Source organism: Arthrobacter sp. NicSoilB4 (assembly GCF_019977335.1).
Classification (GTDB): Bacteria; Actinomycetota; Actinomycetes; order Actinomycetales; family Micrococcaceae; genus Arthrobacter.
In genome coordinates this window covers 482,436-494,745 of sequence record NZ_AP024653.1, presented here as the reverse complement: position 1 = coordinate 494,745, position 12,310 = coordinate 482,436, and the positions used below count along the sequence as shown (strand labels likewise).

12 protein-coding genes are annotated in these 12,310 nt (G+C 68.7%); 8 read left to right on the top strand and 4 right to left on the bottom strand.

All coding sequences use genetic code 11. The features are described from left to right. Positions 1 to 51 precede the first annotated feature (51 nt). Both LDO13_RS02370 and LDO13_RS02365 read right to left on the bottom strand, forming a co-directional pair. On the bottom strand, positions 52 to 378 hold the full coding sequence (locus LDO13_RS02370; RefSeq protein ID WP_224048486.1) for a hypothetical protein: 327 nt from the start codon (positions 376 to 378) through the stop codon (positions 52 to 54). 112 nt (positions 379 to 490) lie between these two features. Beyond that, positions 491 to 1,171: an NAD(P)-binding domain-containing protein gene (locus LDO13_RS02365; RefSeq protein WP_224048485.1), complete on the bottom strand. Its 681-nt coding sequence runs from the start codon at positions 1,169 to 1,171 to the stop codon at positions 491 to 493. Between the two features lie 162 nt (positions 1,172 to 1,333). Here LDO13_RS02365 and LDO13_RS02360 point away from each other — a divergent pair, with 162 nt between their 5' ends. From LDO13_RS02360 to LDO13_RS02345, 4 genes are all read left to right on the top strand, one after another. Beyond that, positions 1,334 to 2,350, top strand: a complete 1,017-nt coding sequence (locus LDO13_RS02360) for an aldo/keto reductase (RefSeq protein ID WP_224048484.1) — start codon at positions 1,334 to 1,336, stop codon at positions 2,348 to 2,350. After that, positions 2,347 to 2,940, top strand: coding sequence for a TetR family transcriptional regulator (locus LDO13_RS02355; RefSeq protein WP_224048483.1), 594 nt, complete (start codon positions 2,347 to 2,349; stop codon positions 2,938 to 2,940). The genes LDO13_RS02360 and LDO13_RS02355 overlap by 4 nt, the downstream gene beginning before the upstream one ends. A 94-nt stretch (positions 2,941 to 3,034) precedes the next feature. Beyond that, the gene (locus tag LDO13_RS02350) at positions 3,035 to 3,655 is read left to right on the top strand and encodes a TetR/AcrR family transcriptional regulator (protein WP_224048482.1); all 621 of its coding nucleotides are present in this window, start codon (positions 3,035 to 3,037) and stop codon (positions 3,653 to 3,655) included. Positions 3,656 to 3,733: 78 nt separating this feature from the next. Beyond that, positions 3,734 to 4,564 carry a DUF1684 domain-containing protein gene (locus LDO13_RS02345; protein ID WP_224048481.1) on the top strand — a complete coding sequence of 277 codons (831 nt, stop codon included), beginning with the start codon at positions 3,734 to 3,736 and terminating at the stop codon, positions 4,562 to 4,564. 36 nt (positions 4,565 to 4,600) lie between these two features. On the opposite strand, the gene LDO13_RS02340 is transcribed toward LDO13_RS02345, so the two are convergent. Both LDO13_RS02340 and LDO13_RS02335 read right to left on the bottom strand, forming a co-directional pair. After that, complete coding sequence (locus LDO13_RS02340; protein ID WP_224049637.1) at positions 4,601 to 5,740, bottom strand: acyl-CoA dehydrogenase family protein; 1,140 nt, start codon at positions 5,738 to 5,740, stop codon at positions 4,601 to 4,603. A 128-nt stretch (positions 5,741 to 5,868) separates the two neighbouring features. Next, positions 5,869 to 6,714, bottom strand: a complete 846-nt coding sequence (locus tag LDO13_RS02335; protein WP_224048480.1) for an SDR family NAD(P)-dependent oxidoreductase — start codon at positions 6,712 to 6,714, stop codon at positions 5,869 to 5,871. Between the two features lie 228 nt (positions 6,715 to 6,942). Between LDO13_RS02335 and LDO13_RS02330 the strand changes: the two genes are divergently transcribed. The 4 genes from LDO13_RS02330 to LDO13_RS02315 all read left to right on the top strand — a co-directional run bounded on the left by LDO13_RS02330 (position 6,943) and on the right by LDO13_RS02315 (position 12,295). Continuing rightward, positions 6,943 to 8,310 carry a glycoside hydrolase family 76 protein gene (locus tag LDO13_RS02330; RefSeq protein WP_224048479.1) on the top strand — a complete coding sequence of 456 codons (1,368 nt, stop codon included), beginning with the start codon at positions 6,943 to 6,945 and terminating at the stop codon, positions 8,308 to 8,310. Between the two features lie 166 nt (positions 8,311 to 8,476). Continuing rightward, the gene (locus LDO13_RS02325; RefSeq protein WP_224048478.1) at positions 8,477 to 9,526 is read left to right on the top strand and encodes an iron ABC transporter substrate-binding protein; all 1,050 of its coding nucleotides are present in this window, start codon (positions 8,477 to 8,479) and stop codon (positions 9,524 to 9,526) included. 4 nt (positions 9,527 to 9,530) lie between these two features. Next, a complete protein-coding gene (locus tag LDO13_RS02320) occupies positions 9,531 to 11,123 on the top strand; it encodes an iron ABC transporter permease (protein ID WP_224048477.1) in 1,593 nt (530 codons plus the stop codon). Next, on the top strand, positions 11,120 to 12,295 hold the full coding sequence (locus tag LDO13_RS02315; protein WP_224048476.1) for an ABC transporter ATP-binding protein: 1,176 nt from the start codon (positions 11,120 to 11,122) through the stop codon (positions 12,293 to 12,295). Before LDO13_RS02320 ends, LDO13_RS02315 begins: the two co-directional genes overlap by 4 nt. Positions 12,296 to 12,310 lie beyond the last annotated feature (15 nt).

The following is a 12,310-nucleotide window of genomic DNA, read 5'->3' as shown; positions in this document are numbered from 1 at the left end:
CTTTCTTCCTTAAGGATGCTACCCGCAGCCGCGGCCGGCGGGGAATCCGTCTCAGATAGTGTCGGCGGCCCCGGTTTGATGCTCGGCGGGCGGCTTCGCGGGCAAAGTGATCCGGCCGCTGTAGGGGTCGCCGTGATCCTGGCCGGTGCCGGACTGGCTTGATTCATGCCGCTGCTGCTTGAGTTCTTCCCGGGCCGCGGCCGCTTCCTGGCGGGTGGGCGCACCGGTGGCCGGGTCCATCATGCCCAACACACTGCCCAGGGTGCCGGTGGCGCCTTTCGGGTTCCCGCCCCGCCGGAGCGCGGACATCCCCGCCAGAGTGAATCCGACGATCACCGCCAGGCAGGCGAGAACTGTCCCGAGGGTTTCCAGAGCCATGCACCCACCGTACGCCCGCCGCAGCTGCCGGACCAGATCCGCCCCGGCCACCCCTGCCACGCGCCCGGCCGACGGGCCGCGGTTCCCAGGACTCGCAGCACGGTGAACGGTCCTACCGGGCGACCTTGAAGTTGAATGTTCCGGTTCCAAGCGCGCCCCAGACCCGCAGCCAGAGCGGCAGGATCATTTCGGCACCGCGGGCGGTGGTGATGTCCCCCAGATCGATGATGTCCCGGTGCCCGAAATCCTTGAGCAGCCCGCTCACGATCCCCTTGGCATCCGCGTCGTTTCCGGAGAGGAAGACGGAATGGTCTCCCCCGGCCACGCTCACCGGGTCCACCATCACGCTGGCGGTCATCGTGTTGAGGGTCTTGACTACACGGGCCTCGGGAAAGGCACGCTGGATCTGCTCACCGAGGCTGTCAGTGTTCACCGGGCTCAGCGACGGCGGAAACCCTTGCGAGAAGTCCAGCGGGTTCGCGATGTCCAGAAGCACCTTGCCGCTCAGGTTTTCCGCACCGGCCGCGGTGAGCGCCTCGAGGGAGCCCCCGCCGTTGGTGGCATTGACGACGACGTCGGCGCGCCCGGCTGCGTCCGCGAAAGTGGCGACGTCGATCCCGGCGTGCCCCGCGTGCCACACGGCAAAGGGTGCGCCGCCCATCGCGCCGGGCTCGGTCCTGGCCAGGGTGGTCCGCGGATCGCGCGTGCCGATGACCACGTCGTGCCCCAGGGCGGCCAGCGCCGCGGCGATCGTCTGGCCAACGCTTCCGGTTCCCAGTACAGCAATTTTCATGGCATCCTCATTCCGAATCAGCGGAGTAGACAGGTTCGTCTACGTGTGGGCAAGACGCTATCAGACAGACCTGTCTACTGCAACAGAAGCCGTGCGGCATGTCCGCCCGAGTTCGGCTGACAAAGTTTGAAATCTGTCAGTTGATTGTTGTACTCTTGTTCCATGACAACTTCCACACTCGGCGCAATGCGCACCCTGGGCTCCACGGGTCCCGCCACCGCCCCCATCGGCCTGGGGCTGATGGGCATGTCCGATCTCTACGGCCCCGCCGACGACGCCGAGAGCGTCGCCACGATCCAGGCTGCCCTCGACGCGGGCGTGACCCTGCTGGACACCGGGGACTTCTACGGCATGGGGCACAACGAGCTCCTGCTCCGCGATGCCATCCGGGGCCGCCGGCGCGAGGAGGCCCAGATCAGCGTCAAGTTCGGCGTCCTGCGCGATGCCCGAGGCGGCTGGAATGGCGTTGACGCCCGGCCGGCAGCCATCAAGAACTTCCTCGCCTACACCCTGCGCCGGCTCGGCACAGACTACGTCGACATCTACCGGCCCGCCCGCCTGGATCCATCCGTTCCCGTGGAGGAAACCATGGGAACACTGGCCGAGCTCGTGAAGCAGGGCCTCATCCGCCGCATCGGCCTCTCCGAGGTGGGCGCCGACACCCTGCGCCGCGCCCACGCCGTCCACCCGGTCTCCGACCTCCAGATCGAATACTCGCTGATTTCCCGCGGCATCGAAGCGGACATCCTCCCCACGGCCCGGGAACTGGGCGTCGGCATCACCGCGTACGGCGTGCTGTCCCGCGGCCTGGTGTCGGGACACTGGCCCGCCGCCGGAACCGGGAACCGGCGGGACTTCCGCGCCCATCTCCCCCGGTTCTCCGGCGAGAACCTGCAGCGCAACCTCGAGCTGGTCGAGCGGCTGCGCCTCATTGCCGAGAGCAAGGACGCCACGGTGGCCCAAGTGGCCGTCGCCTGGGTGCTGTCCCGCGGGGAGGACATCGTCCCCCTGGTCGGCGCCCGCCGCCGCGAGCGCCTCACCGAGTCCCTGGGAGCGGCCGGCCTGGTGCTCTCCGACGCGGACCTTGCCGCGATCGAGGCCGCCGTTCCGGCCGACGCCGCCGCCGGCACCCGCTACGACGCCGGCCAGATGGCCATGCTCGACAGCGAACGCCGGTGACCCCTGCCGCCGTCGTCCTGACGGAAGAGCGCATCCTCGACGCCGCCGAAGACGTCCTGCGGCGCTTCGGTCCGGCCAAGGCCACCGTGGTGGACGTCGCGAAGGCCCTCGGCGTCAGCCACGGCAGCGTCTACCGTCACTTCCCCACGAAAGTGGCGTTGCGGGACGCGGTGGCCCGGCGCTGGCTGGACCGCCTGGTGGATCCGCTGGATCCCGTCAGGGACACGGACGGCCCCTCGGCCGAACGCCTGCTCCGCTGGCTGGAACGCCTCGCGGCCATCAAACAGGGCATGGCGCTGAACGATCCCGAACTGTTTGCCACGTTCAGCCAGCTGACTGCGGAGGCGCGGGAAGTCGTGGCGGCCCACGTTGACCATCTCGCCGCCCAGCTCACGGAAATCGTGCAAGGCGGCGTCCGCAGCGGCGAGTTTTACGCCGCGGACCCCGTGGCCTCCGGCCGGGCGCTCCTGCACGCCACGGCGAGGTTCCACCACCCGCTCCACGCCGCGGAATGGGCCGACCCGGCGATCCACGAAGACCTCATAGAGGTATGGAAGCTCCTTGTCCACGGGCTGGCGGTGCGCCGCTGACGGCTGGGCGCCCGAGGGGCGCAGCACGCACTGTCCAACCGCGCCAGTGGACACAGACCGGACATAGACAGACTTGTCTGTGTAGCATGGAGCCATGACGCCGCCAGCAGCCGCAGCACCGCGGGCCGCCCGCACACCCGCAGGTCAGGCCAGGGACAAGATCCTGGCCACGGCATTCCGGCTGTTCTATGCCCACGGCCTCCGGGCCGCAGGCATCGACACGATCATCGCCGAGTCAGGCGTCGCGAAAGCCACGTTCTACAAGTATTTTCCGGCCAAGGACGACCTGATCCTGGCGTACCTGGAGAGGGTCGACGGCATCTGGACCGGCCAGCTCCACGCCGCGGCCGAAGCAGCCGGGCCCGCCCCTGAGGACCAACTCGTGGGGCTGTTCGACGCGCTGACCAGCGCCTGCCGCCGCGACGGCTACCGCGGCTGCGCCTTCATCAACGCCGCCGCCGAATCTGCCTCCGGAACCCGCGTCCATGAACGGACTGTGGCCCACAAAGAGCAGATCCGGGCGTGGATCCGGGACCTCGCCGTCCAGGCCGGCGCCCAAAATCCGGACCAACTCGCCCGCAGCCTGACCCTGCTTCTCGACGGCGGCCTGGCCAGCGGCGTGCTCGACGCCGACCCCGCAGCCGCCGCGGCCGCCCGGGACACGGCAGCGCAGCTCGTCGCGGCAGGCCGCAGAACCGCCCCCACTCCCAACTGACTCGCAGCAGGGGCCGTTTTGGAGCCTCAAAACGGCCCCTGCTGCCAGCTACTTGCACCGATGCCCCAGGAGGAACCCGTGAGTCCTACGCACCGCGATCCCGAAGCCCAGCTCGCCCGCTGGCAGCGCTTCAGGAACAGCCGCAACACGGCCCTGGCCAGCGACTACGGCTGGCTGACACTGACTTCCTTCCAGTGGCTGGAAGAACGGCCGGCCGCCGTCGAACTCGTTCCCGGGCTCTGGTCCACGGACGGCACGACGGCGTTCCTCACCGCCGCAGCGGCTGACGGACTCACGCTCGTGGAGACCGGCTGGGCCGTGGACGGCACCATCACCGCAACACTGTCCGACGAGGAGTCCCTGTTCTGGGTCCAGTACGGCGGCGAGGACGGCCGGCAGGTGGTGGTCGAACTGGCCATGCGCGCCAACAAGTACGCCGTGCGCACCCGGGATTCGACGTCGCCCGTGTTCACGGAGTTCGACGGCGTCCCCACCTTCGACTACCGGCCCGATCTGGTGGTCGAGGCCAGCTTCCGCCCCTACCCCGAGCCCGTGGACGTGCCGATCGGCACGGCCAACCCGCTGGTCGACGGCATCCACCGCTCGGTCGGCGAGCTCGTGTTCCGGCTCCCCGGCAAGGACCACGAGTTCCACCTGCAGGCCGAGGAGGAAAAGCTCGGGGCGCTGACCGTGACGTTCCACGACGAGACCAACGGGGAATCGACAGATGAGTGGCGGAAGGTCTCCACAGCCCGGCCGCGGCCGGACAACACGGTGATCCTGGACTTCAACCGCGCCATCAACTACCCCAGCGCGTTCACCCCGTACGGCACCTGCCCCATGCCGGTAAAGAACAACAGCCTGGACTACCGGATCGAGGCCGGGGAGAAGGAGCCGGCGCTGTTCTAGACGCCGGCTCCTGACAACCGCGGCTAGACGCCCGGTCTAGACGATCGCGGAAACCCCGGTCACGGCCCGGCCCACGATCAGTGTGTTGATCTCGAACGAACCCTCATAGGTGTAGATCGCCTCGGCGTCGGCGAAGATCTTGGCCATCCGGTAGTCGGTGACGATCCCGTTGCCGCCCAGCAGGGACCGGCCCATCGCCACGGTTTCCCGCATCCGGGCGCTCACATAGGACTTCGCCAGGGCCACCTGGGGCATGTCCGCGGCGCCCTGGTCCTGGAGCTGGGCGATCCGGACCATCATCCCCATGCTGGCCACGGCGTTGCCGAGCATCGTCACCAGCTGCTGCTGGACCAGCTGGAATTTCGCCAGCGGCCGGCCGAACTGCCGGCGTTCGACGGCGTACTGCCGGGCGACGTCGAACGCGGCCAGCTGCTGGCCGACCCCCTGCCAGGCGACCATGATCCGCGACCCGCGGAGCAGCTCGTTCGTGTCCTCGAAGCTGTTGATCCCGGCGAAACGGTCCGCCTCGGCCACTTTCACGTCCTTGAAGACGATGTCGGCGTTCTGCACAGTGCGCAGAGCGATCTTGTTCTCGATCCTGCTCCGGCTCACACCCGGCAATGTGGCGTCGACGATGAAGCCGCGGACGGCGCCGTCGGCCTCGTCCCGGGCCCACACCAGCATGTAGTCGCAGAACGTCCCGTTGCCGATCCAGCGCTTGGCGCCATTGAGCACCCAGGTGTCGCCGCCGTCGGGAGCCCCGCCGGGAACGCGACGGGCGAGGGTCTCCATGCCGCCGGCCACGTCGGAGCCATGTTCGGGTTCGGTCAGCGCGAAGGCGCCGGTGGTCCGGAGGTTCGCGGCGTCGTCGAGCAGGCGCGCCTTTTGCTCCTCGGAGCCGAATCCGTAGAGGGATTCGACAAAGAGGTCGTGGTGGACCAGGAAAAACGTTGCCAGGGAGGTGTCCACCCGGGTGATCTCGGCGATGACCAGTCCGGCGAACAGGTTGCTGTAGCCGCGCTGGGCCGGCGCGCTGAGCTCGAGGGCAGCAAGCTTGGGGAGGATGTGCGCGGGGAACTCGGCCTTGTTCCACCAGTCACCGGCAAAGGGTGCCACCTCGCGGGCCAGGAAATCCCGCAGCTCGGCGAGCTTGGCCTGTTCGGCAGCGTTGAGCATCGACTCGAAGCCGAAGAAGTCGGCCGTCGGCAGCCCCTCGACGGAGGCAGGTGGCGCGGAGACAGCCGGCGCGGAGGCAGCCGGCGCGGAGGCAGCCGGCGCGGATGGGTCGGCAACCCCGGCGCACATCACTTCGGCCCCATCCGGATGGCACCGTCAAGGCGGATGGTCTCGCCGTTGAGCATGGCGTTGTCGACGATGTGCGCGGCCAGGTTCGCGTACTCGGCGGGGCGGCCCAGCCGGGACGGATGCGGTACCTGCTGGCCGAGGGAATCCCGGGCTTCCTGCGGCAGCCCGGCCATCATGGGCGTCTCGAAGATGCCCGGCGCGATGGTGACCACCCGGATCAGCGAGCGCGCCAGTTCACGGGCGATCGGCAGCGTCATCGCGTGGACCGCCCCCTTGGAAGCGGCGTAGGCCGGCTGGCCAATCTGGCCGTCGAACGCAGCGACAGAGGCTGTGTTGATGATGACGCCCCGCTCCGGACCGCCGAGCCCGGTCACGGCCGGCTCGGTCGCCGCCATCGCGGCCGCGGCCAGGCGGATGACGTTGAAGGTGCCCACGAGGTTGATCTGGATGACGCGGTTGAAGCTCTCCAGCGGCAGCACGCCGTCGCGGCCCAGGACCTTGCCGGGGGTCGCGATTCCGGCGCAGTTGACGACGATCCGCAGCGGGCCGAGGGCGACGGCGGCGTCGACGGCGGCCTGCACCTCGTCTTCGCTGGTGACATCGGCGGGAACGAAGACCGCCTTGTTCGCCGCCTCTTTTCGGTCTCCGGCGGCGGGGGCCTCCACATGGGCTTCTACATGGGCTTCGCCCCGGGAGTTCAGCTCGGCGGCGAACGCGTCACCGGCGGAGCTTGGCAGGTCCACGAGGACCACGGAGGCGCCGGCGTGGAACAGGCGCCTGGCTGTCGCGGCGCCCAGGCCCGAGGCCCCGCCCGTGATCAGCGCGACTGTACCTTTGATGTCCATGCATCCTCCTTGATGTGGAACCGGAACCCGCCACGACACTGTGTGCAGTGTCACGAAGTTGCAGGGAACATTAGTTAGTGAATGTTAACTGGAATACGGAAATTCCGCACCTTCAGCGGCCCCCCGCCCGCCGAGATGCGGGCCGATTCCGGCCGCGGGGCCGGAATCGCCTCCCGCGGCGCTGCCACGATCCCGCTGCGGACGCACTGCCGCTACTAGGCTGGAGTCATGACCCCAGCAGAGATTTCCACCGCCCCCAACTGGTCGTTCCGTGCCGACGAAGCGGCCCGCTCTGTGACCAGGCTGTTCGGGCAGCGGCTCTTCTTCCTGCCGGGGACACACATCGCCGCGATCGTGCGGCCCTCCGGCCGGTTCAAAAATCTCGCCAGGCCCTGGCACTACTGGTGGCAGGCGCACTACGTGGACTGCCTCGTGGACACGGGCCGCCGGGAACTCGGCAGCGAGGGCCGGCCTGGAACACGATTCGACGGCGAGAACCGGCCCAGCGCCGGCCGGCTGGCCTCCCAGCTGGTCACCGGGATCCGGCTGCGGAACTTCCTGACCTTCGTCAACAACTACTACGACGACATGGCCTGGCTGGCGCTCTCGACGCTGCGGCTGAAAAAACTCGCGGAGGACAGCCGCAAGGCCGCCGGACGCCGCCGCAATGCCAAGGTCCTGAAAAGCCTGACGCTGCAGTTCGATTCCGCCTCCACGGACGACCTCGGCGGCGGCACGTTCTGGAGCAAGAAGCGGGATTTCAAGAACACACCGGCCACGGCACCCGTGGCGCTCTACTACGCTCGCACCGGCAGGGCAGCCAAGGCGCAAGCCCTGCTGGACTGGCTGGAGGCCCGGCTTTTCGACCCGGAACGGGGCATGTACCTGGACGGCCTGCGCATCGCCCCCGGCGGCGACGTGGTGCTGGAAAGCTCCATTTACACCTACAACCAGGGGCCCGTCCTCGGCGCGCTGCTGGAGCTCGGCGGCGAAGCCAACCTGGCCCGCGCCTCCGCGCTCGTGGCTGCCGTGGCCCGCAACCTCACCCTCCCCGCCCCGCTGATGGGACGCAGCGCCACGGTGCTGCGCTGTGAGGGCACGGGCGACGGCGGCCTGTTCACCGGCGTCCTCGTCCGGTACCTGGCACTGGCCGCCGTCGACGAGCGGCTTCCCGCCGAGGCACGGAACACTGCGGCGACCCTTGTCAACGACACCGCCGAGGCCTTCTGGGAGGGCCGCCGCATCGTGTCGGCCCAGGAACCGCTGGCCCGCAAGGGTGGCCGGATCCTCTTCTCCACCCGCCCGGAACTGCCGGCGCGGCGCAGCTACCCGGCGGGCGCCGCCGTCGAGCTTTCCACCCAGCTGCAGGCCTGGATGGTGCTGGAAGCCGCGGCCTCGATTACCGGCAGGTCCGCAGCCACAGAGGAGACTGCGGCGGAGACCGCCGAGGCCGCGGACGCGGAGACCGCCGAGGCTGCGGACGCCTCGACGGAAGCATCGGGGGGCGGGGCCGCCGGACCGGCGGCGCGGGCGACACCTGCTGCGATGACCGGCACGCCGGCAGAATCACGCACGGAATCGCCTGCCGGCAATTAAGTCACGCAATAGTTTCGTAATTGATGTGATCCTGATCACTTATGGGGCTCTCAGCTTGGTTGCTTAGGTTTGGCTAACCTACAGTTTTTCCTAGTGAGCATGCCCTAACTTCCCCGCTCACAGGGGGCTAGGGTTCCTAAGAACTTCCTTGCAGAAAGCAGCCCCCATGAAGATCCGCACCAACGCGCTGGCAGGTATCGCGCTTGCCGCCACCGCCGCGCTCGGCCTGGCCGCCTGCGGCTCCGGCGCCTCGACTTCCCCCAGCAGCGCCGCTGACGGCAAGATGTCCGGCGAGATCACGGTCTACAACGCCCAGCACGAATCCCTGACGAAGGAATGGGTGGACGCGTTCACCGCGGAAACCGGCGTCAAGGTCACCCTGCGCCAGGGCTCGGACACCGAAATGTCCAACCAGATCATCCAGGAAGGCAAGGCCTCCCCCGCCGACGTTTTCCTCACCGAAAACTCCCCGGCCATGGCCCAGGTCGAAAACGCCGGACTCTTCGCCGACGTCGACAAGGCCACCATTGACCAGGTGCCCGCCGAGTTCCGGCCCTCCACCAACAAGTGGACCGGCATCGCGGCCCGCTCCACCGTGCTGGTCTATGACAAGGCCAAGCTCACCGAGGACCAGCTGCCCAAGTCCATGCTGGACCTGGCCAAGCCGGAGTGGAAGGGCAAGTGGGCGGCGTCGCCGTCCGGCGCCGACTTCCAGGCGATCGTCTCCGCCCTGCTCGAACTCAAGGGTGAAGCCGCCGCGGAGGAATGGCTCCAGGGCATGAAAGAGAACTACAAGGCCTACAAGGGCAACAGCACGGCCATGAAGGCGGTCAACGCCGGCGAGGTCGATGCGGCCCTGATCTACCACTACTACTACTACGGCGACCAGGCGAAGACCGGCGAGAACTCCAAGAACGTCACGCCGTACTACTTCAAGAACCAGGACCCGGGCGCGTTCGTGTCCGTCTCCGGTGGCGGCGTGCTGCAGTCCTCGAAGAACGCCGCAGCGGCCCAGGCCTTCGTCAAGTTCATCACGGGCAAGAAGGGCCAGGAGGTCCTGCAGAAGGGCACTTCCTTCGAGTACGCCATCGCGTCCGGTGTCCCGGCCAACGAGAAGCTGGTCCCGCTGACGGAACTGCAGGCCCCCACCGTGGATCCGGCCAAGCTCAATTCCGCAAAGGTCACCGAGCTGATGACCAAGGCAGGACTGCTGTAGCTACGTGACAACCAAGCTGGCGGCTCCCGGAACTTCCGGAAGCACGACGACGGCGGGCCGGGGCAAACGCCCCCGCCCGCCTTTCGGCGTTTCCGCGGTGTCCATCATCGCCGTCCTCATTGCCCTGTTTTCACTGATCCCGCTCGGCTACGTCATAGTCATGACGGCGGCCACGGGGTGGGAAACCGCCGTTGAACTGATCTTCCGCGAGCGTGTAGGTGAGCTCCTGCTCAACACGGTGCTGCTGATGGCGGTCACCGTGCCGCTCTGCCTGGCCCTGGGCGTGGGCGGCGCCTGGCTGGTGGAACGGACCACGCTCCGCGGGCGGAAGTGGTGGGCCGTCCTGCTCGCGGCACCGCTGGCCATTCCCGCCTTCGTCAACAGCTACGCCTGGGTCTCCGCCGTGCCGTCCCTCGAGGGCCTGTGGTCCGGCGTGCTGATCGCCACGCTGTCGTATTTCCCGCTGGTCTACATCCCGGCCGCCGCCACGCTCAGCCGGCTGGACCCGGCCATCGAACAGTCCGCCGCGGCCCTCGGCCTCGGCGCCTGGCGCGCCTTCTTCCGGGTGGTGCTGCCGCAGCTGCGCATCGCGATGACCGGCGGCGCGCTGCTGGTGTCCCTGCACCTGCTGGCCGAGTACGGGGCCTTCGCGATGATCCGGTTCGACACGTTCACCACGGCGATCATGGTGCAGTACCAGTCCACTTTCAACGGCACCGCCGGGAACATGCTGGCCAGCGTCCTCGTGTTCCTCTGCCTGATCCTGCTGCTGGTGGAAGTCCGCAGCCGCGGCAGCGCCCGGTACGCAAGGATCGGTTCGGGCGCCCAGGCCGGCGCCCTGCGCCTTCCGCTGCACGCTTACCAGTTCCCGGCCCAGCTGTTCCTGGTCGCACTTACCGCGCTGGCTTTCGGGCTGCCGCTGACGTTCGTGCTGCGCTGGATCATCTCCGGCGGCCCGGAGATCTGGGCCGCGGACGAGTTCCTGCCCGCCCTGCTGCAGACCCTGATGTACGGCCTTGCCGGCGCCCTGGCCACCACCGTTGTCGCGTTCCCCATGGCGTACCTGGCCGTGCGGCACCCCAGCTGGTTCAGCAAGGCCCTGGAGCTGTCCAACTACATCACCAGCTCCCTGCCGGGGATCGTGGTGGGCCTGGCCTTCGTGACGGTGAGCATCAAGGCGGCGCCGGACCTCTACCAGACCTCGACCCTGCTGATCGCGGCCTATGTGCTGCTCTTCCTGCCGCGGGCGCTGGTCAACATCCGTTCCGGCCTGGCCCAGGCGCCGAAAGAACTTGACGAGGCCGCCCAGGCGCTCGGCAAGCCCCCGCTGATGGCCTTCCTCCGCGTGACGCTGCGGCTCACCGCCCCGGCCGCCGCGGGCGGCGCCGCCCTGGTGTTCCTGGCGATCGTTAACGAACTCACGGCGACGCTGCTGCTCTCCCCCAACGGCACCCGGACGCTCGCCACCGAGTTCTGGAGCAAGAGCAGCGAAATCGACTACGCCGGCGCCGCCCCCTATGCCCTGCTGATGATCCTGATTTCGGCACCGATGACCTACCTCCTCTTCCAGCAGTCCAAGAAAGCAGCGGGACAGTGACCGACCACAGCCCTTCCCGGCTCCCGGAACCGCGGATCGCCGCTTCCGTAGCCACCAGCACCAACAGCCACCTGGATATCGACTCCGTCACGAAGAACTTCGGGACCCAGGCCGTCCTCCAGGGCGTCAACCTCTCGGTCGCCAAGGGCGGCACGACGGCGATCGTGGGGCCCTCCGGCTCCGGCAAGACCACGCTGCTGCGGCTGATCGCCGGTTTTGAGCACCCGGACACCGGCAGCATTTCGCTCAACGGCGCCAAGGTGGCCGGGGAGGGCGTCTGGGTTCCGGCGCACAAGCGCCACGTGGGCTACGTGGCGCAGGACGGTGCGCTCTTCCCGCACCTGAGCGTCGGGCAGAACATCTCCTTCGGACTCGACGCCGCCAAGCTCCCCGGCGGGCACCGCGGCGTGAAGGCCCGGGTGGCGGAACTGCTGGAAATGGTGTCGCTGGACCCCGGCATGGCCAAGCGCCGCCCGCACGAGCTCTCCGGCGGGCAGCAGCAGCGCGTCGCCCTGGCCCGTGCCCTCGCCCGTGAGCCGGAACTGATGCTGCTCGATGAACCGTTCTCCGCCCTGGACGCCGGCCTGCGCGTGGCCACGCGCCGGGCGGTGGGCAAGGTGCTCCACGACGCGGGCGTCACCACCATTCTCGTCACCCATGACCAGGGCGAGGCGCTGTCCTTCGCGGACCAGGTGGCCGTGATGCGCGGCGGGCGGCTGGCGCAGATCGGCAACCCGTTCATCGTCTACACCCGCCCCGCGGACCGCGCCACCGCCGAGTTCCTGGGCGACGCCGTGATCCTGGACGCGTGGATGGAAGGCTCCCTGGCCACGTGTTCCCTGGGCGGCATCCCCGTGCGCCGGCCGCCGGCGCAGGGCCGGGTCCAGCTGATGCTGCGCCCGGAGCAGATCCGGATCGCCGAGGACGGCCCCATCCGCGGCGTCGTTGTGGACACCGACTACTTCGGGCCCGAAACCACCGTCCGACTCAAGCTCGCGGTACCGCCCGTCCTCGCGGAGGGCGCCGTGGCAGACCACCGCTACCCCGGCGGCGGCGAAATCATCACGATCCGGCACTGGAACGCCTCGATCGCCCGCCCCGGCACCGAGCTGTGCCTCCGCGTCGTCGGCGAGGCAGTGGCTTTCCCGGTGGACGACCTGCCCCCGGCGTAGCCGCAGCCGGCACGG

Coding starts and splice junctions, on each gene's coding strand:
- LDO13_RS02350 (WP_224048482.1), top strand. CDS start 3,035: ATGACGCCGCCAGCAGCCGCAGCACCGCGGGCCGCCCGCACACCCGCA.
- LDO13_RS02330 (WP_224048479.1), top strand. CDS start 6,943: ATGACCCCAGCAGAGATTTCCACCGCCCCCAACTGGTCGTTCCGTGCC.
- LDO13_RS02365 (WP_224048485.1), bottom strand. CDS start 1,171: ATGAAAATTGCTGTACTGGGAACCGGAAGCGTTGGCCAGACGATCGCC.
- LDO13_RS02335 (WP_224048480.1), bottom strand. CDS start 6,714: ATGGACATCAAAGGTACAGTCGCGCTGATCACGGGCGGGGCCTCGGGC.
- LDO13_RS02360 (WP_224048484.1), top strand. CDS start 1,334: ATGACAACTTCCACACTCGGCGCAATGCGCACCCTGGGCTCCACGGGT.
- LDO13_RS02340 (WP_224049637.1), bottom strand. CDS start 5,740: ATGCTCAACGCTGCCGAACAGGCCAAGCTCGCCGAGCTGCGGGATTTC.
- LDO13_RS02325 (WP_224048478.1), top strand. CDS start 8,477: ATGAAGATCCGCACCAACGCGCTGGCAGGTATCGCGCTTGCCGCCACC.
- LDO13_RS02370 (WP_224048486.1), bottom strand. CDS start 378: ATGGCTCTGGAAACCCTCGGGACAGTTCTCGCCTGCCTGGCGGTGATC.